This window comes from Streptomyces tibetensis (assembly GCF_040647715.1).
Taxonomy (GTDB): domain Bacteria; phylum Actinomycetota; class Actinomycetes; order Streptomycetales; family Streptomycetaceae; genus Streptomyces; species Streptomyces tibetensis_A.
Window position 1 is genome coordinate 561,859 of record NZ_JBEZCR010000004.1, and the last position, 23,797, is coordinate 585,655.

Genomic DNA, 23,797 nt, shown 5'->3' on the forward strand with positions numbered 1-23,797 from the left:
TGACGGTGCAACCGAAGTGCTGGTCCTCACGTGGTTGTTCTGCCTCCCCCGTTGCCTAGTTTTGGAGGGTAGCTTCTGAAGATCGTCATACTGATTGGTCACTGCATTTCGTCGCCGGGATCCTCGGCAAGGTGTCCGTGGTGCCGGTACACCATTTCGTCGGGATGCCGTGTCACCCGTGCGAGCCGCCAGGCCGCGTCGTAGGACATGCGGCGTGGTTCTTGAGCACGTAACCGCAGGGCCAGGAGGCTGGTTGCCGGGTCGAGCAGCCAGCGCAGGGCAGTCAGCTTCATCGCTCTGCGTTCGTCCCGGCGAGGGGGCCGGGCGTGCCCCTGTCGCCACCGCTGTCAGGTGAGTCGGTGGTGGCCGGGTCGTCCGATGCAGGCCAGAGGGCATCGGTCCATCCCATCTGTTCTGCGACGGTGCGCACAGTGGTGGTGAATCGTGCGTGCTGTCCGGGGTCGCGGCCCAGTTTCTCCCAGACGTACAGGACGGTTCGGGCGATGCGTTCGGCTTTGGACTGGATGTCGTCCGCTGCGCCGACCAACGGGAGGATCTTCTCGGTGAAGGCGTTCCAGTCGAGGGTGTCCAGCTGGTCCAGGTGGCGTTCGAGCCACCACATCCGTGTGGTGTCCGGGGTGTCGAAGACTGCGTGTCGGAACAGGTTGCGACGTTCCTGCTCCTGTTCGAGCTGAAGTGTCACGTCACGCAGGGCGTCCTGGAACCTCTGTGCGCGGGCTGCGTCCTGCTCGGTGAGCATGAGCGTGATGCGTGCTTTCAGCCAGAGTCCCGGGGTGTCCTTGGTGGTGTGCCAGTGGGCAGCCGCGAGGGTGACGTTTTCCTGTGCAGCATCAAGCTGTTCGGGACGGTGATCTTGAGTGATGCCGCGTCCGAGTTTGTCCAGGGCCAGTCGTGCTGCGGCTCGGGCGGAGGCGGTGCCGTTGGCTCTGGTGTGGGCGGGGGCCTGGTAGGTGAGGGTTCCGCGGGCGGAGAAGCGAATGCCGGGCAGAGAGGTTGGCCACTGCGACCGGATCCGACAGCGCCGCCTGTTCCACCAGGGGGCGGGTCCTTGGCTCAAGGAGACGATTCCTCCTTGGACGCCTGGTAGCGGGTGGCTGCCTGTACCAGGACCTCCGTCCAGAACGGATGAATGGCCGCTTCCTCCGTCACCATGAGGCGGTCCAGACGGGGGCGCAGGCTCGGTGGGGTGAAGATATCGGCGAGCACGTCCAGCAGGCGTTCCCTGCGCTCGGGGTCGTCCTCGAAACGCTGGTGCCAATGCTTCAGTTGCAAGAGGGCCACGTCCACGGCGTCATTGGTGAGCAGCAGCTTCTGCCATGCATGGACGATGTGCAGTCGGGTCTCGGGGCTGTTCGTGTCCAGGATCAGGCCTGTTCCCTCACCGCTGGAGATGAGGGCCAGGAAGGCACCGAGGGTCTGACGGCGCAGGTTCGCATCCCCCTGGCGGCGTTCCATATCGCTGAGCCATTGACCGAGGGCCTTGTGTACCTCCGCCGGCCTGTGCACCGTCAACTCGCGAAAGGCGTTGGCCAAGGTGACGGAGCCGTAGTCGGCGCGGCCTGCGGCCTTGCCCAGCCGCGTCAGGGCGAGCGCCGGATGCTCAATGCCCCAGGTGCCGCCGCAGATCTCGATGACGAGCTCGACTTTGGCTTCGGACGGGTTCCTGGCATCCATCCACGTACGCAGACGGTCCCTGACGTAGCGGCCGAGTTCGGCGTCGTCGGCGGCTTCGGTCAGTGCCTCCACGGCCAGCCAGCGTCGGGCGCCGACGAGGTCGTCGGCCAGGCCGTCAAGGATGGTCCGCTCGTGGCGGTCCACCGCAAGGCGCAGCAGGGCCTCGGTGACCAGGCGGGCATCTTCTTCCGGAATGATCCGGTCCGCGGCAATGCCGGTGGCCCAGGAGCGAAGCAACTCGTGCTGGGTGGGGAACTCATCCCACAGGTGGCGCAGGATGGCCGAGGGCAGGCCGTCCTTCTTCGCGTCGTGGAAGGCCAGATTCCCGTTGCTGGTGATTTCCGCGGCAGTCAACCGACTTGTGGTCGTGGCGTCAGTCAGGACGTTGGCTGGGGTGCGGGCAAGCCCCAGTCGGGTCAGGAGGTCGTCGGCTGCCCTGATGACGGAACTGCGCTGCCCTCCGTGCAGCAGAGCACCGGCCCAGACGGTGACCCGGATGGACAGCAGTTGCGTGTCGCTCTGATTTGTCCGGTCTTTGCGAAGGAGCCTTTCGACGTCCGTGTGCCAGTCGCCGAACTCGGTGATGATTGCCTGGATCTGCTCGGCATCGGTTGCCTGGATGAGTTTGCCGGCCAGGCGCCACGCCGCGCGCGCGGATGGATTGGCCTCCCAGATGCCTGTGAAGGCGGTTTCGTTCAGCCATGTCACACGCTCGCCTCGGTGGTGGGCGGTGAGTTCCGCCGTCACGAGTGCCTTCGCGTCGGGTGATTCCAGGCGGACAGTGAACGGCAATGTGGGTTCGGCCCAGTGGCCGAACCAGTCTGCGGGGGTGGCCAGGATGACGAGGAAGGAGCCCTTCTTGCGGAGGTCTTCCCCGTGACGGACGAAGTCACTGCCCAGATGTTCCTCGGGTTCCTCGGGGAGATCGGAGAGATCGAGGACGTATCCGGCCGCACTGTCTTTCGGCAGTGGCTGCACCGACGGTTTGGACCACTCCGGGTCGAGTTCGAACAGGGCCAGAGGACTGCTTGTCACGGTGCGCAGTAGGCGTACGGCGGCCGTACGGCGGCCGGTGCCTGGTGGTGCGCACAAGACGACGATGCCGTATTCGTCCAAGTGCTTGGAGGCGGCTGCCCAGGGTTCCGCGGTCCGCGGTGGAACAAACCGGCCCTCCTGGCTCGCCTTGTAGGCCGGGTCGGTCTCGGTGATGGGGACGGGGATGACCTGCTCGCCGTTCAGGTGCAGGTTGTAGGCTTGAATGCCCTGTTCCCCGTAGTGACTGAAGTTCACCGGGCCGGGCTGTGGCTGCCCGCTCGGATTGCCGTCCTGCGGCTGGAGCGGCGCTTGTGCAGGCTCGTGGGGCTCGGCGGGCCTGGGCGGCGCGGTGGGCCCGATGCCGGCCTGCGGTTCCGTCGCGTGGTCGGTCATTGCTGCCCCCGTCCCGCGCCGAAGTGGTTGTAGGCCTGGACGCCGTCGGTGCCGTGGTGGGTGAAGTTCACGGTTCCCGGCGCCGAGGCAGCTGCCAGGGGCGGCCGTGCGGACGCCGAGGCCTCGGGCTGGTCCGCGACCGGTTCCGCGGCATCGACCGGCTCGAAGATGTCAGGATCCGCGAGGGCCCAGTCGAAGCCGGGGATGTGGACGAACGCCGGCTGCCGGAACTTCTTCACCTTCACCAGGTGCCGGACGAACTGGGCGGACAGGGCGTCACCGTTGAGGCATCCGCTGTCGAAGACGTCTTCGTACACCCGCTGCGAAATGATCACTGCGGTGTTGGTGATTTCCGGGTTCGCGCGGTTCAGTACCGCCCGGAGTGTGTCATCGTCCAGCAGCCGGTGGGTGTGCACCATCGGCCTGCCGAGCCCGCTGTGCGGCAGCGGGCCGACGTGGATGCTGACCCTCAGCTGCAGGAGCACATCTCCTGGTGCCTCGGCGCGGCGGCGCGAGAGAGCGTTGCGCAGTGCGTCGGGGAAGCAGCCCACCAGTGCGGGCAGAACTTCCGGGTCCATGCCGGCGACGTATCCGTCGCCGGTGTGCTGGCCGAACATCCGTCGCTCCCAGTGAGCACTGACGTTGCTGGCGCTGAGCGCCTGCGCCAGCAGGGGCGGGATATCGACGTTCACCCGCTGCATGCTCTTGCTGTCCAGCGCACTGAAGTTCCGGGCGTCCACGGCCAGGACGGCCCGGTAGGGCCACAACGGCTCCCAGGACGGCAACATGTGCCGCTCCTCTCTCACGTGACGTGTGTGTCGCCGCGCAAATCGCGGCGAACGCCACCCTCGTGGAGAGCCGAAAACGCAATAGTCCAGCGTTGGACGGTACGGGGGTGCGGTGAGTCACATCGCGGGGGTGGCATCCTGGCGGCTCTTGCCGCCGGGCGGCTCCTCGCCTCGGGCGACCGCTCTGAGACGGTCCACATCTGTGATGATTAGGCGCCGACGGCCGAGTGCGAGGATGCCGGCGGCCTGAAGCTCGCCCAGGGCTGCAAGTGCGGACGAGCGTCGCATCGCCGCCATCGTGGCGAGCTCTGCACGGGGCATGCCCAGTTCTACCAGCGTGCCGGTCGTCCCCTGGGAGTGGCCGACTTCGTCCGCGAGGTGACTTACCACCCGGGCCACACGGGCGAGGGTAGGCAGGTGAACCAGGTCAGCCCGTAAGCGTTCGTGGCTGTTGAGCCGTTCGACGGTCAGTTGGTAGATGACCGTCTCCAGACGGTGGCGTTCCACGTAGCCACGGAAGGCATGAGCGGGCAGTACGACTCCGGTACACCGGCGTGCCGCCCTGACGGTGGCCGAGCGGGGGCGGCCGAGCAAGGCGCCCATTTCCCCCAAGACTTCGCCTGGCCCACGCAGCATCAGAGTCAACTCGTCGCCGCATTCATTGCTCTGCGCGACCTTCACCAGACCGTCGACCAGTGCGATCACGCAGTCGGGCGACTCGCCCTGGGCGAGGAGCACGGCGTTGGACGGATAGGTCCGCCGCCGTCCTCGGTCGATCAAGTCACGCCATACGTCGGCGGATACCAGGGAGCGGAAGTTCATCACAGTGCCCTCCCGGTGCGTCATGCGACCACGGTCGCCAGGCCGAAGGCGGCGCAGCCCGCGACCGCCAATATCAGCGACCACTGCACCCGGCGGTGCTTGTTCCAGGCGATCTCGCTCATCACCACCACTTGCCGGGACAGCGACGGCAGGGGATCTTTGTCCCGCAGCGCCGCTTCCAGCACTGCCGGGTCGAGGTGCCGAACGTGCCCGAAGTACAGGAAGTCGTCGCTCATCTCTGGCCCCCGTCGCTCCTTACGGAGGTTGGGTGAGATCGCCCAAGCCGCGCAGCTGACTCCTGCCACCATGAGCAGGACCCCGACCCACAACAACAGCCGTGGCACAGGGGAGTCGAGATCACCTACCGCTCGCTTGGAAGTCGCAAGCAGCCCCAAGACAGCCAACGCCGTGGACTGCATCGTCAGGGCGAACGACGCCTTCGCATCAGCCTTGGCCGTCCAATCTGCAACAGCTGCTTGAATACGCCACGCGGTCTCAGTCGGCTCATCCGCCATTCAGCCGTCCCCCTAGCTGCCGACCGGGCGTTCATCCGCCGGTCCTCGGGCTGAAGTCTGAGCACAGCAAGGGGGCGGAAAACCTGCTTGTCGCTCTATGGCCGAGAATGAGCATTTGCCGGAGCGGAGTGCGAAGCCAGGTCCTGGCGCGCGACTTCGAGCGGGATCCGGCTCAGGCTGTCCACCCTCCGGAGGCGCCAAGACTTGACAGCACAAGGGCAGGGCGGCAACCCGACCAGTTCGGAAGGTGGGGGTTCCGACCCCGCTAAGCCGGATCCGGCAGTGGCTCGCCGTTCACCGTTCCGTGCGAGTTAGGACCGCACGACCGCAGGGCAGGCCCTGAACCGGAGCTGTCGCGTGTTGTGTAGCGTCCGGCCAACCTCAGCGGGGCGCCTGGCACGTCGCTCTCGTCCCAGCCCAGGAAGTTCGCGATGGCGGGGGAGCGAACGAGGGATTCGTACAGTTCCGCGCCTTTGCACGGCGAGGCGGCGGTAGCTGCACTGGCAAGACCTGGGCTTCGGCGCTCTGCCATAGACCATGCAGGTGGCTTGACTCAGTCATTGAGACTCCTCGTGATCGATGCGGGCCAGGGACCAGGATGTTGTCGGCGGCGACGCTCCAGTCGGCAACGACGCGGGCCTGACTGCCGGTCAGGAGGGCGGTCACGGCGCTCGGGTGAGTGGGGTGGGTGTCGAGGCGGACGTGGGCGTCGATGGCGGAAGTCACGTAGGGGTCTCGTCTCTTCTGCCGTGCCCGGGCCTTGGGGTCCGGCCACCGGTGTACGCGGGGGGCTATCGGGGTGCTCGTGTGGACCGGGCGGCGTGCGCGACCGTGGTGGTCGGCGGGCCGGCGCGGATGGTGGGCGCCGGTCGCCGCCGCTGTGGCGGGGTGGCTCCGGTGGCGTGCTGCCAGCGGGTGCGGACGGCGGCGATGTCGGCGAGGGCTCGGCGGGCGCCGACGACGAGCTGGAACGGAGTGTTCGCCGGGTCGTCGGCGTACGCCTTGATGCGACGACCGGTGTGCTCGGCCGTGACCAGGAAAGAGCGCTGCAGGGCCCGCTCGCCCCAGTGCTCGACGGAACCGGCCGGTTCGGCCAGCATGCGGAGGACCTTGCCCGGTTCACTGCCGCCGTCCAGCACGCCGCGCTGCTGGGCTTCCCACAGGACCGTGACGGGGTCGACGGGCTCGCGGCGGCGGGCAAGGCCGGTCAGGCACTGCCACAGACCGGCGTGCAGCGGCAGGGTGAGGTCGTCGGGGAGCAACCACCAGGCGGCTTCGATGTCGGAGGGGTAGGCCGTTGCGGTGGCGAGCAGCATCTGCTCCTCCTCGACGGCCTCTGCGGGGTCGGGCGCGACGGGCGGCGATGGTGCCGCGGTGCGGGGCAGCACGCCTGCGCGCGGCGGGAAGCGGGCTGCGATGTCGTCCACGACCGCGGCGAGCGCATCGGCCTCGGCGAGAACCGTCTGGACGGGGTGAGGGAGGGAGACGTCGTGGACGGTGTGGATGAGGCGTTCGGCGGCCGTCAGCAGGCGGCGGCGGGCGTGCTCCGCCTCGACCATCCGAGCGTAGGCGGGGGCGTGGCTGGGCCAAGGGCAGACCTGGACGAGGGCGTGCAGGTAGGAGGCGGTCAGCCCGCGCGCCTGCTCCCGGCCCTCGGCGAGCACGCGGTCGATCCACTTGGTGTTCCTCGCGTGCTCGGCGGGGTCGGGCCGCGGCAGGGTGGTGATCGCGGCGTACAAGGCAGCGTGCTCGGCGGTGGAGAACGAGTCGGCGGCGATGCCGCTCACGTCGTCCAGGCGGTGCGGGTCGAGGAGGAGGGCCCCGAGGAGCGCCTGCTCGACGTGGAACACCGGCTGGGGCGGTGTGATGGCGTCGAGGTCGTCTTCGTCGGGTTCGCGGGCGTGGGGCATCAGGCGGCGAGGGTGAAGTCGTCGGGGTCGAGGGTGACGCCGAGGTGCGGGGCGAGGAGCTGGCCGGCGAGCAGTGGGGGAACGGCGTTGCCGATCTGGGAGAATTGCTGGCCCTTATTACCGGCCCAGGGGTAGTCGGCAGGGAAGGTCTGCAGGAGGCCGGCCTCGCGGGCGGTGATCCGGATCGGCTCGGGAACGGCTGGCCCATCGGCTTCTTCGGCTGGCGGTGAGGCGGGTTCGACGACCCATGTGCACTCGTTCGCGCGGTGCCCGAAGAACAGCGTGCCAGCCGGCTCGGACAGTGGACGGACGGTGGCGTTGGCCTGATTGTTGCTGCGCAGGGACCAAGACCAGCGGTGGGCCTCGGCGGTGAACGTCGGCGCCGGAGTGTCGGCGGCCCGGTTCTCGCGGGTGCCGTGCCGCGCCACCCATCCAGCGCCTTCGCGGCGGGATTGCAGGAACACTCCGTCCGGCCTGGGCGTCCAGGTGCCGCGCTGCCGGGCGTCGGACAGCGTCTTGCGGGAGCCCGAGGGGAACGGTTCTGGTCCGCCGCCGGGCCCGCCGCCAGCGCAGACGGTGGGAACTGGCCGGTCGGTCGCGCCCCATCCTAGGGCCTCGGCCATGCTGACCCAGCGGGCGCGGCCGGGACCGAACAGCGACTCCGGTTCGGCCAGTTGGGAGTGCGTGGGGGTAGGAGGCTGCGCCGTACGGACGCGGGAGGCCAGGAGTATCGCCCGCTTCCTGGTCTGCGGGACGCCGAAGTCGGCCGCGTTGAGGATCCCGTACCAGACGGAGAACCCCCACCCGCGCAGGACGGCCGCGTACTGCTTCCACAAGGGCAGGACGTGCGGCACTTCCTCCATGGCGACCCAGTCGCGCTCGCCGACCGTGTTCAGGGCGTACAGATAGCGCATCGGCTCGGCTGCGAGCAGGGAGCGCTCGTCGCGGCATGCGGCGAGGAGGCGTTCGCGGGAGTCGCGTCCGGCGGCCAGGTCCTCGACCGCCGCGTGCACCAGAGGCTGGTCGAGCAGGCCGAGGCGTTTGCCGGCCATGCTCCACGCCTGGCACGGAGGGGAAGCGATCATTCCGCGGGTGCGGCCGATGAAGGGCCAGGTCGGATACATTGCCACGTCGGTGCGGATCGTCAACTGCCCAGTCGCAGCCCGGGTCTTGCACGCCCACTCGTCCCATTCCAGCCCGATGTCGCGCACGCCGAGGACGTGCAGCGCCCGGCTCCAGCCGCCCGGCCCCGCGAAGAGGTCGAGTATCACGTGGCCAGCCCGAAGTCGGACTGTGTCGGCGCGTGCTTCGCGACGGCGCGGGCGGTGATCGCTTGCGATGCGCGGGCGGACGCCGCGGACAGTTCCTCCGCGCCGGGCTCCCGATACCACGGCCGGAGGTCGAGCATGGCGGCGCGCATGCCGGTGGCGAAGCAGAGCGCGGTGCCCTTGGGCAGGGCGCGGATCGCGTCAGCGGGCAGGATCCGTTCCTGCCGCATCGACACTGACGTGCTCTTGCCGGACTCCGAGTGCGAGGTGGACGTGGTCTCCACGTCGTGGTCGCCGATCAGGCGGCTGAGCTTGTCCGCGAAGTCCGGGTCGTCAATACCGCTGCCGATCACCTTGACAGTCGAGGCGGACCACATGGCGTCCATGCCCGCGTCTCCCCAGACCTTCTGGCCCTGGCGGTAGGACTGCAGGATCGTGATCGGGATGATCCCGCGGCTGCCGAGGTGGGAGTACAGGTCTGGCAAGTCGCTGATCTTGCACACGTTGGCGGCCTCGTCGAGGATCGCCAGCATGGGCGGATCCAGGCGCCCGCCGGCACGTTCGGCCTGCGCGGTCGCGGCCCGCATCACCGAGTCCGCGCACGCGGCGATCAGCGCCGAGGCTCCGCCGCCACCGTCCTTGCTGAGTAGGAACAGCGTGTCGGTGGACGTGACGAACTGCTCCGGGCGGAATTCCGGGACGTCCTTCTGGGGGGTCACCCACGCGGCGATTTCCGCGTTCAGGAGCGCGGAGGCGTACTGCCGGGCTGTCTCGTAGATGCCGTCTCGAGTCTCGGGCGGTCCCTCGACGGTGCCCTTGAGCTGAGCGGCGACGGCGGCGAAGTCGTGGTCGCGCAGGATGTCCAGCGGAGTGCGGTCGGCGGGGAAGGCGAGCCACTGCATGATGTCGGTGATGGGCCGCTCGTCGAGCGCCGCGGCCAAGAGCAGCTGGGACAAGATGTTGCTGCCGGCCTTCGACCAGAAGTCGCCGTGCTGGGAGGCGTCCACCGAGGCCGCGAGGAAGTGTCCGGCCAGACGGTTCGCCCCGTCCAAGGTGGTCGCGCTGGCGAGAGGGTTCCACCACATCTCGCGGGCGGCATGCGCGATCTGCTGTGGATCCATGGTCCATACCGCCCCCGCCCGGGCCCTTGCCTCATAGGCGGTGGTGAAGGCGTCGCCGGCGGCCTTGTTCGACGTCAGCAGGACCGGGCCGGGTGCGCCGAGCATGGACGGGATGGCGAGCGAGGTGGTCTTGCCGGACCGGGGCGCCATGATCGCGACGGCGACGTCCTCGAACCCCATCCGTACCTCGTGGCGGCTGCCCTGCAGGTTGCCGAGAAGGATGCCGGTGTCCTTCGCGTCGATGTGCTTGCTGTCCTTCAGGCTGGGGCGCAGGGAGCGGGCTTTGTCGGTGATCGCTTTGGCCATCAGCGGCTCAATGTCCCGGGCCTTGGCCATGTCGTTGATCTTCTTCCGGCCGCCGCTTCGGTTCTTGTGCCGGGCCCACAGGACGCCAGCCCCTGCCCCGAGAGCGAGGAGCAGGAGAACGGGGACGATGCGGGCACCGATCAGCAGGGACGTTTCTCCTGCGTCGGGCCAGACCTGCTCGGGGTGGAGCAGGGTGTTGGTCGGCTGGTAGGGGGCCCAGCTGGTGCCGGTGAGGTAGGCGGTGATGTTGCCGGACAGCCAGGCCAAGTGGGACAGGGGGACGACGACGGCGAGCACCCCGAGGAGGAGGCGCAGGACGAGGTCGTATCCGTCGGTGTTGCTGCTGGAGGAGGAAGGGGGCAAGGGCTATGTGCTTCCGGGCGGGGAGGGAGGGTTAGCGGCTGCGGCCGTGCCTGGGTGGCGCTGGAGGCCCTCGGCGTGAGGGCGTCGGTGAAGGCGGCGATCAGTTTGACGGCCGTGCGGGCGCCGAAGCTGGCGTACCAGGCGGGCCGGTCCGGCTCGGCGACGTGGTGCAGGGCCACCACTGGTCGTCGGGGTCGGGCGCAGGTGGGGCTTCTGGTCGGGGCTGGAGAGCAGGACGCGTGGCATCAGGGGGTCGTTGCCGTGGCTCCATCCGCAGGCACGGTGGAGGGGAACGGTGATCCAGGCGGTGTCACCGCCGCCGGCGAGGTGGCGCGGGGTGATGAAGTCGACCTCGACGGTCTCGGGAGTCGGGGCCCTACTTCCGTGCCGCGGTTCCTCGCAAGGGTGCGAGGGCTGGCATGGGAACCAGGGATGAGGGGGCCTTGCGGGCTGCGGTGTTGATCTCCCGGAGCGCTTTGCCGTGGGTGGCCCAGTCGTCGAGGTAGCTCCAGGATTCGGCGTGATGTTCGGCGAGGGCGTCGTCGAATTCGGCGGTGCCGGGCTTAGCGGTGGCGGGCAGGGCGTCGCGGGTGAGCAGCCATTGCTCGTGCAGTTCGTCGAGACGGTCGAGGGCCGTGTGCAGGACGCCCAGCTGGTATACCCAGCGGCTCTGCACCGTGTTCTCCGGCAGCTGGGCCAGCTGTGTCTCGGCGGTCGCCAGCAGGTGCCGGGCGCCGTAGCGGAGCGGCTCGAACGCCTCGGCGGTGTCGGCATCGCGCTGGCTCTTGCGCATGCCGTAGGCGTGGTCGTCGTAGGGCCAGCCGTCGAGGCCGGTGTGCTCGTCGGAGTAGGCGTCCCAGGCGTCGAGGATCTTCTGGCTGTCCCGCACGTAGTGGTCGAGGTGGCGCAGGAAGTCGCGGTGTGCGTGGTGGTCTCGGGAGATGGGGAGGGGTCCTGTCAGGTCAGCGGCGAGCGGCCGGCTGCGCGGTACTGGCGTGCGCCGGGATCGTCGCGGGTTTCGTCTGCTGGCGGCGGGCTGAGCGTGCCTGGGCGCGTAGATGCTTGATGCGCGTGGCGTGGGCGTCGACCACCTGCTGCGGGCGCAGTGTGCTGGGTTCCTGTACGGCGCTGTAGTGGCCGGTGCGTTCGAACATGCCGCGCTGGAGCGGGCTGCGGTCGGTCAGCGCGGTGAGGAACGCGCTGACCAGGTGAGCGGGGGTGTGCTCGTCGAGGTAGGCGTGCCAGATGCGCGGGCCGGAAACGGGCTCGCGGGTCTCGATGTGCCAGGACGACCGGTCGTGGAATTCGCTCAACGGCCGCAGTTCGATGTGGCACATGGAGTCCGGCGAGCGCGCGCCGTCTGGCTCGTGGTGCCATCCTGCCGAGGTCACCTGCTGCCACGGGTCCGGCTGCTTTGGCGGCGGGGCGGTGAGGGCGTCGGTGAAGGCGGCGAGGACCTCGGCGGGCACGAGTTCGCCGAACTCGGCGTACCAGCTGGGCTCGGTGCCGACGGGCTCCGCCCGTTGCCGCCACCACGCCGAGGTGCGGGATTGCGGGTCGAACTGGAGCCGGTGGCGAAGGTCAGGGCTTGCCAGGATGATCTCGGCGCTCAGGGTGTCGGAGACGGCGTTCCATCCGGCGGCGGCCAGGCCGTGGGTAACGTGGCGGGCGTCTCCGGGGCCGGCGAGGTGGCGGGGGCTGGTGTCGTACGGGATCTGCACGGCGTGCTTGTCGGCGAAGGCGACGAGCTGCCGTTCGCTCAGCGGCACCAGCAGCACCCCTGCTCGCTCGTCGGCGAACTGCCGTACAGGTCACGGAGATCGTCCAGCACGTAGTGGAGGGTGTGCTGGTCGGCCAGTTCCCACGCGGCCGTGCGCAGCTCGGTGATCAGCAAGTCGCCCTGCGCCGTGCGCGGCGCGTCAGGGTTCTCCTGAACGGCGCGGGCGAGGGCGCGCAGCGTGTCGGCGAACTGGACGGGCAGGCCCGTGTACTCGTCGAGGAGGGGCTCGACCAGGGCGAGGGCTTCTGCGGGGTCGGGGTTCTCGCGCAGGTAGTCGGTGAGGTCCGCGAGCGTTTCGGTCAGCGTGCGGATGGTGTCCGGGGTGAGTGCGGGCATCGGGTTCCTCGGGGCGGGGCTATTGCGGTCAGCGGCGGGTGCGTGCGCCGCCGGTCGAGGTGTAGGGACGGGCACTGGTGCGCGGTCTGGTGCTACGGGCGCTGTTGCGGGCCCAGGTGGCGGCGCGGGCGGCCGTGATGCGGGCCTGCTGCCACGCACTGAGCTGGGAGGGCTTCACGGACATCGACCAGGTACGGATCTGCGCGCTGTGCGGCACGCGTCCGCGCGGGCGCATCACGGGGTCCGGGCTGGCGAGTTCGGTGGAGAAGGCTTGCACCAGGTGCATCGGGGTGTTCGGCGTGAAGTTGGCCGTCCAGCCGTTGCCCTGCTTGTCCTGCGCTCCGGTCCACCACATCACCGCCCCGTCGGGGCTTGGCCGGTACTGCATCCACGCGGTGCCGTCGGGGCTCGTCGCCATGTAGTCCTGGCCCTCGAAGCGCGTGTGCCAGTTCTGCTCCTGCAGAGGGGCCCAGACGTTGGGGGCGTGGGCGGAGCGGTGGCGGGTGAGGGCGTCGGTCAGGCCGGCGACGATCTCCACCGGCGTTTGTCGGCCCAGGTGGGCGGACCACTCGCCGTTCGCTCCGTCTGCGTGGCCGTGGATGGTCCATCCGCCGGGGAGGACGTAGGGGTCGTAGGCGATGCGGACGGTGCGGTCCGGGCTCTCCATGCGCAGGGGGCCGCCCGTCTTGGACTTGTCCCTCCAGCCGGAGGCGCGCAGGAACTCCGAGACGTGCCGGACGTCGCCGCCGCCGGCCAGGGCGCGGGGCTGGACGAGGTAGTGCTGCTCGGCCTGCTCGTCGGGTCCCCAGCCCTGCCACTGCTTCTTCTTCACCGGCGGCGCCGGATCGTCCAGGTCTTCTGCTCGTCGTCCAGGGTGAAGTAATCCAGGCCGGGCCAGTGGGCGGCGATCGTGTGTTCCGTCAGGCCCTCGTTCGGTGAGACCGGCCGCCCCAGCGCCTCTTCGAGCGGGTGGTGGGGCCGGTGGGTCCGCTCGTGCAGGCGGGGGATCAACGGCCGCCCCGGATGTCGGCGATGTGCACGAGCTGGCCCAGGGCGGTGGTGGTGTACCAGCCGCAGTCGATCAGCTCGTCGCGGTCGGCGAACCGTGCGAGGAGGGAGTCCTCCATGGCCCGTAGATAGATCAGGCAGTCAGGGCAGCGGCGTGAGAGGTGCACGAGGTAGCGAGGGTGGGCGGTGACGTAGGACTGGGCGCCGCCGGTCGCATCACGCAGCCGCCACCCGTCCTCGTCGGTCGGGGTGTGCCAGGAAGGGGCCACGACGCGCATCGCGTTGCCCCACAGTTCTCCGCCGGCCACCCCCTTCAGGACGACGACGGTGTCACCGGCCTGGAAATGGGCGTGGGTGATGTCCCGGTCGGGGGTGAGCGGGTCGGGCGTCGGTGCGAACGCCGAGGCGGACGGGGGCTGGGACATGAGTTCCTTCCACGCGATTGCTGGCGGGGTGGGAGCATCAATAGTCCGGAGGAACGCCGGTTTGGCTAACCGGCGTTTCCCAGCTATGTTGCCCCGCCGTCAGCGGAACGGGTTATCCGTCCCGCAGTCCGCCTCACTGGCCGCGTCGAGGAGTTCGAGCAGGTCAGTGCCTTCGGCGTCCCGCTGGTCGATCCACCATCCAGCACGGGTGACGGAGCGGGCCTTCTCCTCCAGCTCCGCCCAGTCCGCCTCGTCCCAAGTGCCCTCGACGACGAGCGCGGTGTGCGCGGCCGTCATCAGCTGGTGGCGGGAGCGCTCGCCCCAGCCAAGGGCCTTCTCTGGGGGCCCTCCAACCGCGGCATGTCGAACTGCTTCGCCCACGCGACGGCTGCCTCCTGCTCCTCGGCCCGCTTGGCCGCGAGCCACTCTTCTCCGAACTACTTGGCAGTAGAGGCGGTCGCTGGCGCTCCTTCATCCGAACGCGGCGTTTCAACAACCAGTTTGGATGGCTGTGCACGCGCGCTTGCCGGCCGCGGTCCCCACGTGGCCGATGGGACGCCGGCGGGGTGGGGACCTGCATCGGTGCGGCGTGCCGCGGTCTCCCACGAAATCCGGTGGAGTCTCAGCGGCCGGAAGTGGTTGGGTCCTGCTCAATGCTTCGCTGACACGGCCCGGCACAGGGCGGTCTAGCCCGCGCGTCGTCGAGTGATGGAGGTTAACGCGGTGGCTGGTTATGGGGCGCTTTCCGACGTATACGAGTGGCTGATCGGGGACGACAGGTTGACCCCCGCCAAGGCAGTCGCGGTTTACTACAGCGATGTCGTGGGTTCTCTGCCGCCCAACGCACGCGTCCTCGACTGCGCGTGTGGGACCGGTCAGCTCGCCGTCGGTCTCGCGAGTCTTGGCCTTGACGTGGTTGCCGCAGACGCCAGTGATGGGATGGTTCGCCGGACCGAGAAGGTCGCCGACGAGCAGGGTGTCTCGCTTCGAGCCCTCCGCGCGAGTTGGGATGAGCTGCCCGACCACCTGGAGGACTCCACGTTCGATCTGGTGTTCTGCGTCGGCAATTCGCTCGGGCACGCCGAGGGCGCAGCGGGGCGCCTGACCGCACTGGAAGCGATGTCGCGGCTGCTGAATCCGGGCGGACGCCTTGTGCTCCACTCACGCAACTGGGAGCTCGTGCGCTCCGCCGGCTCACGGGTAGACGTCCGCGATCGACTCATCCGCCGCAACGACCGCGATGCGGTCGTCAGCTACTACTGGCAGATCGAGCAGCGCTGGGAGCAGGAACACTTCCTTGAGATCGTGGTCGCCCAGATCGAGCCGGAAGGGGTAGTGCGAGCCTGCTCGGAGCGGTTGTCCATCTGGCCCTACCGGTACGAGGACCTCGTGGCGCAGCTGCGGAGTGTCGGGCTCACGGTGCAGTCCACCACCTTCGCCCCCGAGAACGATGGATACCTGGTGGTCGCCAGCCGCGACTAAGGCGCGAGGCACGTCTGAGCCGGAGCTCTCTAGATAGAGTCCTGCCCGTGGCGAATCATCAGGACGAGACCAGGGCGGCCTATGACGGAGTCGTCGAGCTGTACGCATCGCTGTTCGCAGACCGGCTGGAGACGCAGCCGTTCGGCCGGGCCATGATCGGCACCTTCGCCGAACTGGTGCGCGCTACGGGCAACCTGCGGGCAGCGGACGTCGGGTGCGGGCCCGGACATCTGACAGCCATGCTGCACGAACTGGGCCTGGACGCCTTCGGACTCGACCTCTCTCCCGGCATGGTCGACCACGCGCGGCGGTCCCATCCAGCGCTGAGCTTCCAGGAGGCGCGGATGGAATCCATGCCGATCGAGGATGGCGCGCTCGGCGGGGTACTGGCCCACTACTCGATGATCCACACCCCTCCGGAAGAACTGCCGGAGCTGCTTGCCGAACAGGTGCGCGTCCTGGCGCCAGGTGGTCTGTTCCTGGTCTCCTTCTTCGGGACCGACGGACAGGAACCGGTCCGGTTCGACCACAAGGTGGCGCCTGCCTACAGTTGGCCGACGGATCGCCTCGCTGAACTGCTGGCCGATGCCGGGCTCGTTTCCTTCGCCCGGCTGCTCCACGATCCGGCCTCCGAGCGGGGCTTCCTCGACGCTCATTTGTTGGCCCGCAGCTCGTAGGTCCTGCCCGGTTATACCTGCCGAACTGTCGGCACACCTCGGGACTGCCGGCTCGGCAGGGGTTCGCTGATCTAACGTGAATTGTCAGACTGGCTCTAGTCTGGTCATGCGAAACCCTTAGCTTCAGCAGCTTCGGATGAGTCAGCAGGTCGCCTACGACAATGTCGTCGACGCCGCCGCCGTAAGCGGCGACGATTTGGGCGATGAACTTATACGCTTCTGAGCTGTTGCGGTCGGCCCGGTCGTGTCCAGAGGCGTCACTTGCCAAGCGGGCAAATCCAGTGGGGTTGCGGGTAGCGGCAATAGCGGGCCGCAGGTATCTCGATGAATTCCCGGCCAACCATTCCATGCTGGGGCGGATGACATCCGCACAAATCAAAGCCAGCAGGCCAGACCTGAGCGCAGTACGGCTGGGGCTCCTGCCGAGGGTAGACGCCCAGGCCAGGATGCCTTGCTGCCAGCTGTGGTAGGAAGCCGAGGCAGGAGCGGCGTTCAACCGTTCCTGCCAGGTCTCGCCGGAGAATGTCTGCAGCCAGCTCAGCAGCAGACGGGCTCCGACCATTTGAGAGCTCCGAACTCCTGCGTTCTCCCTTCGCAGGGGCGGCTTGTCCAGGCGGTCAAGGACGGCCTCGCGTGATTCTGTCGTCAGTGGCCATGAAGTTTCCCGGGAACGAGGCGGGAACGCTCGAAGTAGAGCGGCAGCCTCTCCTCCCCGATGAGTAGCCGACGCTGGGCGAGAGAGCATGGCAAGACGACTGGTCACGAAAAGTGCCTTCCGAAAAGGACGTTGAGAGAGTCGGGGTTGTAGGCCGGTGCTGGCGGTGCCGGCGGCGGATTCTCCCGACGCTGCTGCTGCCGGGCATGATGGGCCAGCCCGGCCGTGATGATGTCGTCTCTGGTGGGACGGTTGTAGATGTCCAAGGTCGACAGGTACTTGTGGCCCAGGATGTGCTGGACATAGACGGGCGGCATGTCCGGGTCGTCCAGCATCAGGAACGTCGCAGTGTGCCGCAGATCGTGAAGGGTCCAGTTCGCGCCCAGAAGTTCGTTGGCCCGGTTGAACATCATGCGGGCCGCGTCGTACTGCAAAGGCCGCCAGGGACGACGCAGTGTCCACCACAGCGGCCGCTTACGTCCGCGAGGGACGCCCTTCTTCCAGGCTTCTTCCTGGTAGAGGCGCAGCCAGACGAACGCGTCGCGAGTGACAGGGAGTTCCTGGAAAGCGCGGCTGCCCTTACGAATCACACCGATGGTCTGCTCGCCGACGTAGGCGTCGTTCTGAGTGGAGGTAAGCAGTTCCTCCGCGCGGGCCCCCGTCGCGACCCAGAACGCCAGGAGAGCGCGGTCACGATGCGAGCGGAGGCCCGCGAAGACCTCGGTGTACTTCTCCTCGGGGATCTGCCGCGGGATCCGCTTGGGCACCTTGGGTCGGTAGAGGCCGGTGCGCTGGTTGCTGTAGGGCTTTTCAGGGCTGTGGTGCGCATTCGCGCGGGCCGAGCGGGAACGGGTTGACCAGCAGCGATCCGGTGTTGCGCTCCAAATGGAAGTCGTAGAACGACCGCAGCACCGTCTCGCAGTGCGCTCGTGTGCTTGGCGCGTACTTCTTGCCGACGGAGGGCTTTCCGGTCACCGGATTCGGCGTACCGGGTTCCGGCCTGACGGTCCGGGAGGAGGCTGGGATCTCTGCCGGGTCCTTGCCTCGATGACGCCAATGAATTCGCACCGGCTTGTCTGCAAGCCGCATCCACAGCATGAAGTCCCGGGCGTCTTCCCGAACCGCGCGGTCCCACTCGATCCCGAACGCCCAAAGGTACCGCCACCAACGCAGCAGATCCATGCCGTATGAGCGCGGAGTCAGGGGTGAGCCGTCTGCTGCAACCAAATCTTTGAGGTACACCGCAACGGCCTCGATCGGTATGCCGTGCGGGTCCAGTACCTGGTACGGCTCCCAACAGTCTCCCGTCTCCAATAATTGGCCCACTTGAGGCAGGACGAAGTTCTTTAGGTCCCTTCCGGGACGTCGTTCGCCAGACACGGCGCGAAAGCTAGCAGAAAGGCGCTCTGACCTGCGAATACGCATGATTTAGTTCGGTCAACACGTCCTCCTTGGACTCGGAGTCGGCGTCGCGCGCCGCCTTCCAGCAGTCGGTGCAGTCCTTCGACGCGAGCCAACGGGCAAAGCCCGCCCGCTTGTCGGCAGGACGATTGGACAGGTCATGATCCACGCTGTGGGAGCAGGTGTGCTCCACGGTCCAGTGCGTACGCACGGCCATAATTCGATCTCCTCAAAGGGGTTGGAAGGTGGGGGTGCGCCCTGATCAGGACGTCTTGTGCCAGCCTCGGAGTGGGCGGCGGTGTCGGCCGGGCGGCCGGTGCCCGGTGGGGCGGAGCTGTCGGCGCGCGGCGAGAAGGACGGCGAGCGCGAAGGCCGCGCCGACGGCGGGGAGCGCCGCGCTGGCCAGCGTCTGCTCGGCGAGGCGTCCGGCCAGGGCGGTACCGGCGGACTGCCCGACGCCGATCGAGAGGATCAGCCACGCATACGCCTCACTGGTCCGGCCCGCAGGGGCGAGAGCATCGGTGGTTGCGTAGGCGCAGGCGACCACGACGGTCAGGAACGCACCAGGCACGGTGACCGCGGCGGTGGCCGCGAACGGCGCGGGCTGGGTTGCGAGCGGGAGCCATCCGGCGAGGAACGCGGCGCTGGCGATGATCAGCCGGTCGGCGGCGGTCCGACTCCAGGTACGGCGCCCGTAGACGAGGCCGCCCAGGAAGCTGCCGGTGGAGAACGCGGCGGGGATGATGCCCGAGAGCATGTCCTGTTCGTGGTCCTCGGTTATGGCGATCGACCACACATTAAAGGCCCCGATCGCGAACCCGATGCCGGTCAGCGAGACGAACAGGAGCAGCAGACCGGGGCTGGTCAGCCGTCCAACGGGACCGTGCAGGGTGCCGACTGACGGCGTCGATCGCCAGCGCCGCGATGGCGGAGCGAGGACGACCACGGTGGTGCCGGCCAGGCCGAGGACGGCGGTGACGGTGAGCGCGACGCTCGGGTTGTACGCGGAGGCGAGGGCGGCGACGAGCAGGGGGCCGACGATGTACAGGAGGCCCTGCGTACCGGTGTCGAGGGCGAGCGCGGCGTGTCGAAGGCGGGCGTCGGGCAGCACGCTGGGCCACAGGGCCCGCAGCCCGGCCTCCAGGGACGGGGTGGTCAGGCCGGCGGCGACGACGAGGGCCGTGGCGAGGCCCGATCCGCCGTACGGTCCCGTCAGCGGAAGGGTCACCAGGAGAGCCGAGTTGAGCACGGCGGCCGGAAGATGCACCGCCATCTGGCCGTGGTGGTCCATGAGGCGTCCCTGTACGGGCTGCACCACTGAGGAGGACAGCCCGTACAGGGCGCTGAGCAGTCCGCCGAAGGCGATGCTGCTGCCGCTCGTGGTGGCCCACAGGAGGATGGCGACGGGCGCCATGCCGTTGGGGAGTCGGCCGGTGAGGGTGCCGCCGAGGAGGCGGGCGACGTACGGGCTGCCCAGCACCGCGCCGTAGGTGATGCGCGGTGCCGGGGCCGGGGGTGCGGTCGGGGACAACGGGTGCTTTCTCGGGGTCTAGCGGTGGCGGGCGGTCGTGCTGGCGCGGGGTGGCGGCATGGGCGGTGTGGTGTCCACGGCCGGGCGCGGGCGGGCACGTAGCACGGGGGTGCGGTGCGGGGGCAGGACGGCGACGGTCGCTCCGAGGTCTTCGGCTGCCTCTTCGACTTCACGGGTGAGGAACTCGATCTGCCGTCCCAACGCTGAGAGGCGGGCGGGGATCTGGCGGCCCTGCACGGTCTGCGCGGGCCGGGCCGTGGTGAGGGGGCGGGCTGGCGCGGTGACGGGCAGGGCCGGGCGACGATGGGGCGCGCTGATGCGGGCCTGACGAAAGAACGTTTCGCCGTCGGCGAGCCACGTCTCGATGGCCGGCCACGCGCGTGCTCGGCGCTCCTGCTCCGGCACGGAAGGACGGTGTGCGCCCACCGGTACTGCTCGACCGAGGCGATCGCGACGATCCCGGACTCCCGGTTGTGCGACAGGACGATCTGCGCCTCAGCCACGGACCAGGTTTTCGCCACCGCGCAGGACGGCGCGCAGGCTGCGGCCGTACGCCCAGGCGTGCTCCCGGGCAGCCGCCTCCAGCCGGTCGTATCCGACCTGGGCCGTCATCTGCCCGTCCCACTTGCGGTACCTGTACACGGATACTGGCAGCAGGATCCCGGGGGCGAGAGCGGTGACGCCGAGGGCCGCGCAGTAGTCCTCGCCCTGGACGAGGCCGCCCATCGGAGCGGCGCGCACGAGGTCGGTGCGGGCGAGGATCGTGGTCGGCCCGATGGGGATGGTGTCCGCAGGCGACTTCCAGTACGCCCACACGTCACCGGCCTCATGCCGGCCGGGCGGCGTGGGGCAGCGCCACAGGGTGGTCGAGCCGTCGGGGTGCTGGTCCTCGCTCCAGCCGGCGCACCAGCCGACTCTCGTCGACTCCAGGGCGTTCAGCCGTACGGCCATCGCATCGTCGGGGAACAGGTCATCGTCGTCGGCCCAGTTGGTGTACGGGGTGCGTACGTGAGCGAGGGCCAGGTTCCTGGCGCAGGCGGCGCCGACCGGACGGGGCAGCGCCAGCGTGCGAACGCGCGGGTCCTGTGCGAGCGGGGCCGGCAGACGGTCGGGCGAAGCACCGTCGAGCGCGATCACGGCCTCCCACGGCACGGACTGCCGGGTGAGGCTGGCGTGCATTGCGGTCAGGTAGTCCAGCCGGTCTTCGCGCAGGCGGCTTGCGATGACGACGGTGATCAGGGGCGTGGTGTACGGGGGCAGAGAGGGCTCCGGGAAGACGAGAGGGAACTAGCGTCGGGCGGCGGGGCGCGGGGCGCCGGCCTTCGCCGGGGTTGCGGCAGGAGCGCTCTGGGGCTGCCTGCCGCGCGATGCCCGCATGGCTGGCGGGGAGTCGAGGGAGGACCAGGCCGCCGGGTGGTCGTTGAAGGCGGTGCGCGGGTCGGTGGACCAGCTCACGATTGGGCCGATGTCCTCGTGCAGGAGGCTGATCACCTCGACGCCCTCCTTGTGCAGGACGTACCCCCACTGCATAACCTGCTCGTCGGCGGTCGTGTCGGTGACCGACATGCGTACTGGGGGTGAGCCGTCCGGGGTGATTAGGTGGTCGAGGGTTCGGCCAGTGCTCGCCGCCGGTCAGCGCGGTCACGAGTGCGGGCGGGGCGTCGTCGAGGAGATCGGTGCCGAGTTCGTCCCAGCCGACGGCGACGTCGTCGATGAGGTGCCGGGACATGGCCTCGATGTTGCGTCCGAACTTGTACTGGTAGGCGGCCAGGAGCAAGGGGAGGTGGTGGCTGGGTACGCCGTCGAGCTGGACGTGGATGCCCGTGTATCCCGTACCGCGGGTGGGGCGGGCGATGAAGGAGCGTGTGGACAGGGGATTCTCCGGAGCGAGCGGGGTGCGGGGGAGGTTCGGCGGCCGTCACGGTGGCGCGCGGGTGCGTCTACGCGCGGTCGGACCAGGAGGGGACCGGAGGGCCGGAGGCGTCGGTACGCGCGCAGGTGTAGCCGATCAGGCGGGAGGGCTCGGCCCTCGCGGGGACGGTGGCGGCGTCGTTGCACACGAACGTGTAGCGGATGGAGGTGCGGGGCACGTCGTGGAGCCAGGCCCGGTCGTCCTTGCCGGGATTGATCTGCAGGCCGGAGTGCGCCACGGCGTCGGTCTGGGTGTGCGTGTGGGAGAAGAGGATCAGCGCGCCGCCGTCGGTGGTCTTGAGGGCGTAGGCGTCCGTGTAGCGGTTGGCGGCGCCGGTGAAGACGGTGGTGCCCTGGGCCCCGAAGCGGGTGCCGGTCTTGTCGTGGACTTCGATCTGCCGCTTGCTCGCCTTGGTCGGTGCGAAGACCTTCGTCCCCGTGTTCGTGCCTCCGGTGGCGAAGTTGTCGAGGATCGCGGTGCGCAGCAGCTTGGCGTCAGCAGCGAGGTGCTTGTTGCCGTCGGCGGTGACGGCCGTTGCGTATCCGTCGTGGTCGAGGGCGATGTCCGGCAGGTCCGGGCTGTCGAGGTCGACGACGGAGACCATCTCCCAGCGCTTGTGCTGGGGGCGTTCGGCGAACACGGCCAACCGCGAGGGGGCCTTGCCCTTCTGGTCCGAGAGCGCGGCGGCGAACCAGCGGTTCTGTCCGGCTCCCAGGCGCGGGATGTACAGCTTGGCGTCCGCGGAGTCGTAGGACCACGGCTTGTACGGCTTGCGGTCTGCCGCGGGGAGCCCTTCGGTCTCGGTGTAGTCAGAGACGGACATCGCGTACAGCGGGCCGTCCTCGACCGTGTCGAGCAGGCGCCGGTCGCGGTCGGTGTTGGCCTCGTTGTTGAGTTCCGAATAGCGGGTGATGACGTCGCGGGCCTGGGCGGCGCTGAGAGCGGGCACGGGCTTCGGGGCGGTGCTGGCGTGGGGCGTCTGCCGGGCATGGGCGGGGCCGTCTTCGCCGGCGCAGCCGGTGAGGGCCAGGGCGAGGCAGGCGGCGCCGACGAACAGCGGCAGGGTACGGCGAGCGGTGCGGATAGGGGGCTCCAAGGGTCTGCTGGGCGGATGGGGATCAGCGAGCACGACTGGTCTGGGTGCTGTCTTCGGCGATGTCGGCGGAAGGGCCGCGCTGGCGGCGGGCCGAGTGGCGGAGGTTCACACCGATGCACTTGGCCGTGAGCTGCTGGACCACGCCGTGGACGCGAAGTGCGCGACCGCTGTCCCCGTAGGCGGCGGGAAGGGGAGGGAGGCGGCGGTGCGGCGTCAGCGCATGTGCCGCGGCGGAGCTGACGGGAGGGCTCGCGGCGGAAGGGACGGTGCACGAGCCGGGGTGGAGGGCAGCCGCGGTGCGGGCGCGAGCGGGGTGAGGGCCCGCATCCGGTCCTCGGCCATGTGCAGGACCTCTCCGAGGCTGCGGATCTCGGCAGCGGCGTCGGCGAGGTCGTAGGACAGGTCGAAGCCGTCGTCCTCCTCGGCTTCCTTGGCTTTCTCGCCGGCTGCTTCGAAGAACTCGCCGAGCTGTGCCAGCAGGCCGTCGGTGGGTTCCAGGATCTGATGCAAAAATGCAGCGGCATCCGCGTGCGACTCGGCTCCGTTGAGCCGGTCGGTCAGATCGCGCAGCGCGTCGCCGTAGACGTAGGCGGGGCCGCGGTCTGGTTTGCCGGGGATGTCCCGGGGCGGGGGCGGGGGCGTCGGTTGGGACGGGTGCACGTGCGGGCTTTCGTGGGGCAGAGCGGAGTGCGGTAGCAGTCCGAGCTGGGCGAGGCGGAGGTCGAACGCCTCGATCAGGGGTTGGGCGCTGCCGCCGTGGCGGGCTTCGGGCCGCCGGCGAGTGCCGGGGTTGTCGGAGGGGGCGGAGTCGTAGAGGACCTCGAACAGCGTCTGGTCGTCTGGGTGCTCGCGGGTCGCGATCCAGCCCGCGGGGTCTCCGGGCGGGTGGTCGGAGGACGGTTCCTGCGGCGGACTGATGATCAGGTAGCTGTCGTCGGGGAGCGAGACGCGCACTATGTAGGCGCTGAGGCCGAACTCGATGTCGCATGGCAGTCCGCGCGCTCGCAGCGGCGTGGTGATGTGCGCGTGGCGACGCCACAGCTCCTGCCACCACGGCATGTTCACGTCGCGATGGTCGGGAAGTGGCGCGACCGGAGCCGCGCGGGCGTCCGTAGCGTTCGCCTCGTCAGCGGCCACGGATTCTCCTCCGAGACGCCGGTCGGTGTGACGGAGGCGTTCGGCGAGCGAGGTCGGCTTCTGGCTTCGGAACCGGACTGGAGTCGAGTTCGTACTCGTCGTAGGCGGCGATCAGGTCGTGTTCCAGCTGGGCTTCACGAT

Annotated in this window: 23 protein-coding genes and 5 pseudogenes; 2 read left to right on the top strand and 26 right to left on the bottom strand. The window is 69.1% G+C overall.

The window, feature by feature from the left end; genetic code table 11:
* Positions 1-98 precede the first annotated feature (98 nt).
* The 17 genes and pseudogenes from AB0B29_RS14125 to AB0B29_RS14205 all read right to left on the bottom strand — a co-directional run.
* Positions 99-293, bottom strand: coding sequence for a hypothetical protein (locus AB0B29_RS14125; RefSeq protein WP_362238446.1), 195 nt, complete (start codon positions 291-293; stop codon positions 99-101).
* Positions 290-1,078 (bottom strand): hypothetical protein, encoded by a 789-nt coding sequence (locus tag AB0B29_RS14130; RefSeq protein WP_362238449.1) that lies wholly within the window; start codon positions 1,076-1,078, stop codon positions 290-292. The genes AB0B29_RS14125 and AB0B29_RS14130 overlap by 4 nt, the downstream gene beginning before the upstream one ends.
* Complete coding sequence (locus AB0B29_RS14135; protein WP_362238451.1) at positions 1,075-3,123, bottom strand: hypothetical protein; 2,049 nt, start codon at positions 3,121-3,123, stop codon at positions 1,075-1,077. The genes AB0B29_RS14130 and AB0B29_RS14135 overlap by 4 nt, the downstream gene beginning before the upstream one ends.
* Positions 3,120-3,911 carry a hypothetical protein gene (locus tag AB0B29_RS14140; protein ID WP_362238454.1) on the bottom strand — a complete coding sequence of 264 codons (792 nt, stop codon included), beginning with the start codon at positions 3,909-3,911 and terminating at the stop codon, positions 3,120-3,122. The genes AB0B29_RS14135 and AB0B29_RS14140 overlap by 4 nt, the downstream gene beginning before the upstream one ends.
* A 117-nt stretch (positions 3,912-4,028) precedes the next feature.
* Positions 4,029-4,757 (bottom strand): Crp/Fnr family transcriptional regulator, encoded by a 729-nt coding sequence (locus AB0B29_RS14145; RefSeq protein ID WP_362238457.1) that lies wholly within the window; start codon positions 4,755-4,757, stop codon positions 4,029-4,031.
* Positions 4,754-5,248, bottom strand: a complete 495-nt coding sequence (locus tag AB0B29_RS14150; protein ID WP_362238460.1) for a Pycsar system effector family protein — start codon at positions 5,246-5,248, stop codon at positions 4,754-4,756. Before AB0B29_RS14150 ends, AB0B29_RS14145 begins: the two co-directional genes overlap by 4 nt.
* 791 nt (positions 5,249-6,039) lie before the next feature.
* Positions 6,040-7,158 carry a DnaB-like helicase N-terminal domain-containing protein gene (locus AB0B29_RS14155; RefSeq protein ID WP_362238462.1) on the bottom strand — a complete coding sequence of 373 codons (1,119 nt, stop codon included), beginning with the start codon at positions 7,156-7,158 and terminating at the stop codon, positions 6,040-6,042.
* Positions 7,158-8,429, bottom strand: coding sequence for a DNA cytosine methyltransferase (locus tag AB0B29_RS14160; protein ID WP_362238465.1), 1,272 nt, complete (start codon positions 8,427-8,429; stop codon positions 7,158-7,160). The genes AB0B29_RS14155 and AB0B29_RS14160 overlap by 1 nt, the downstream gene beginning before the upstream one ends.
* Entirely contained in the window at positions 8,426-10,216 is a 1,791-nt protein-coding gene (locus AB0B29_RS14165) for a type IV secretory system conjugative DNA transfer family protein (RefSeq protein ID WP_362238468.1), read from the bottom strand. The genes AB0B29_RS14160 and AB0B29_RS14165 overlap by 4 nt, the downstream gene beginning before the upstream one ends.
* Before the next feature lie 65 nt (positions 10,217-10,281).
* A pseudogene (locus AB0B29_RS14170) lies at positions 10,282-10,558 on the bottom strand (DUF317 domain-containing protein); the annotation flags it as partial.
* A 34-nt stretch (positions 10,559-10,592) separates the two neighbouring features.
* The gene (locus tag AB0B29_RS14175; protein WP_362238471.1) at positions 10,593-11,105 is read right to left on the bottom strand and encodes a hypothetical protein; all 513 of its coding nucleotides are present in this window, start codon (positions 11,103-11,105) and stop codon (positions 10,593-10,595) included.
* A gap of 73 nt (positions 11,106-11,178) precedes the next feature.
* Complete coding sequence (locus AB0B29_RS14180) at positions 11,179-11,985, bottom strand: DUF317 domain-containing protein (RefSeq protein ID WP_362238474.1); 807 nt, start codon at positions 11,983-11,985, stop codon at positions 11,179-11,181.
* Positions 11,976-12,332, bottom strand: a complete 357-nt coding sequence (locus AB0B29_RS14185; RefSeq protein WP_358651978.1) for a hypothetical protein — start codon at positions 12,330-12,332, stop codon at positions 11,976-11,978. The genes AB0B29_RS14180 and AB0B29_RS14185 overlap by 10 nt, the downstream gene beginning before the upstream one ends.
* A gap of 28 nt (positions 12,333-12,360) precedes the next feature.
* Complete coding sequence (locus AB0B29_RS14190) at positions 12,361-13,164, bottom strand: DUF317 domain-containing protein (protein ID WP_362238477.1); 804 nt, start codon at positions 13,162-13,164, stop codon at positions 12,361-12,363.
* The gene (locus AB0B29_RS14195; RefSeq protein WP_436845843.1) at positions 13,161-13,343 is read right to left on the bottom strand and encodes a hypothetical protein; all 183 of its coding nucleotides are present in this window, start codon (positions 13,341-13,343) and stop codon (positions 13,161-13,163) included. The genes AB0B29_RS14190 and AB0B29_RS14195 overlap by 4 nt, the downstream gene beginning before the upstream one ends.
* Positions 13,340-13,765 carry a hypothetical protein gene (locus AB0B29_RS14200; protein WP_362238480.1) on the bottom strand — a complete coding sequence of 142 codons (426 nt, stop codon included), beginning with the start codon at positions 13,763-13,765 and terminating at the stop codon, positions 13,340-13,342. The genes AB0B29_RS14195 and AB0B29_RS14200 overlap by 4 nt, the downstream gene beginning before the upstream one ends.
* Positions 13,766-13,864: 99 nt before the next feature.
* Positions 13,865-14,196, bottom strand: a pseudogene (locus AB0B29_RS14205) (hypothetical protein); the annotation flags it as partial.
* A gap of 277 nt (positions 14,197-14,473) precedes the next feature.
* Between AB0B29_RS14205 and AB0B29_RS14210 the strand changes: the two are divergent.
* Together AB0B29_RS14210 and AB0B29_RS14215 are read left to right on the top strand one after the other, a co-directional pair.
* Positions 14,474-15,284, top strand: a pseudogene (locus AB0B29_RS14210) (class I SAM-dependent methyltransferase).
* A gap of 10 nt (positions 15,285-15,294) precedes the next feature.
* Positions 15,295-15,924 (top strand): class I SAM-dependent methyltransferase, encoded by a 630-nt coding sequence (locus AB0B29_RS14215; protein WP_362238484.1) that lies wholly within the window; start codon positions 15,295-15,297, stop codon positions 15,922-15,924.
* Positions 15,925-16,683: 759 nt separating this feature from the next.
* On the opposite strand, the gene AB0B29_RS14220 is transcribed toward AB0B29_RS14215, so the two are convergent.
* The 9 genes and pseudogenes from AB0B29_RS14220 to AB0B29_RS14260 form a co-directional block, all read right to left on the bottom strand.
* Complete coding sequence (locus tag AB0B29_RS14220) at positions 16,684-17,346, bottom strand: tyrosine-type recombinase/integrase (RefSeq protein ID WP_362238487.1); 663 nt, start codon at positions 17,344-17,346, stop codon at positions 16,684-16,686.
* Positions 17,347-17,389: 43 nt separating this feature from the next.
* Complete coding sequence (locus AB0B29_RS14225; protein WP_362238490.1) at positions 17,390-17,761, bottom strand: hypothetical protein; 372 nt, start codon at positions 17,759-17,761, stop codon at positions 17,390-17,392.
* A 208-nt stretch (positions 17,762-17,969) separates the two neighbouring features.
* Positions 17,970-18,197 carry a hypothetical protein gene (locus AB0B29_RS14230; RefSeq protein WP_362238720.1) on the bottom strand — a complete coding sequence of 76 codons (228 nt, stop codon included), beginning with the start codon at positions 18,195-18,197 and terminating at the stop codon, positions 17,970-17,972.
* Between the two features lie 45 nt (positions 18,198-18,242).
* Positions 18,243-19,511: an MFS transporter gene (locus tag AB0B29_RS14235; RefSeq protein WP_362238493.1), complete on the bottom strand. Its 1,269-nt coding sequence runs from the start codon at positions 19,509-19,511 to the stop codon at positions 18,243-18,245.
* Positions 19,512-19,529: 18 nt separating this feature from the next.
* A pseudogene (locus AB0B29_RS14240) lies at positions 19,530-19,754 on the bottom strand (hypothetical protein); the annotation flags it as partial.
* A 252-nt stretch (positions 19,755-20,006) separates the two neighbouring features.
* Positions 20,007-20,750 carry a glycosyltransferase family 2 protein gene (locus AB0B29_RS14245; RefSeq protein ID WP_362238715.1) on the bottom strand — a complete coding sequence of 248 codons (744 nt, stop codon included), beginning with the start codon at positions 20,748-20,750 and terminating at the stop codon, positions 20,007-20,009.
* A gap of 48 nt (positions 20,751-20,798) precedes the next feature.
* Positions 20,799-21,240 (bottom strand): annotated as a pseudogene (locus tag AB0B29_RS14250) (hypothetical protein).
* A gap of 211 nt (positions 21,241-21,451) precedes the next feature.
* Positions 21,452-22,519: a hypothetical protein gene (locus tag AB0B29_RS14255; protein WP_362238496.1), complete on the bottom strand. Its 1,068-nt coding sequence runs from the start codon at positions 22,517-22,519 to the stop codon at positions 21,452-21,454.
* Positions 22,520-22,732: 213 nt separating this feature from the next.
* Positions 22,733-23,656, bottom strand: a complete 924-nt coding sequence (locus AB0B29_RS14260; RefSeq protein ID WP_362238498.1) for a hypothetical protein — start codon at positions 23,654-23,656, stop codon at positions 22,733-22,735.
* Positions 23,657-23,797: the final 141 nt, after the last annotated feature.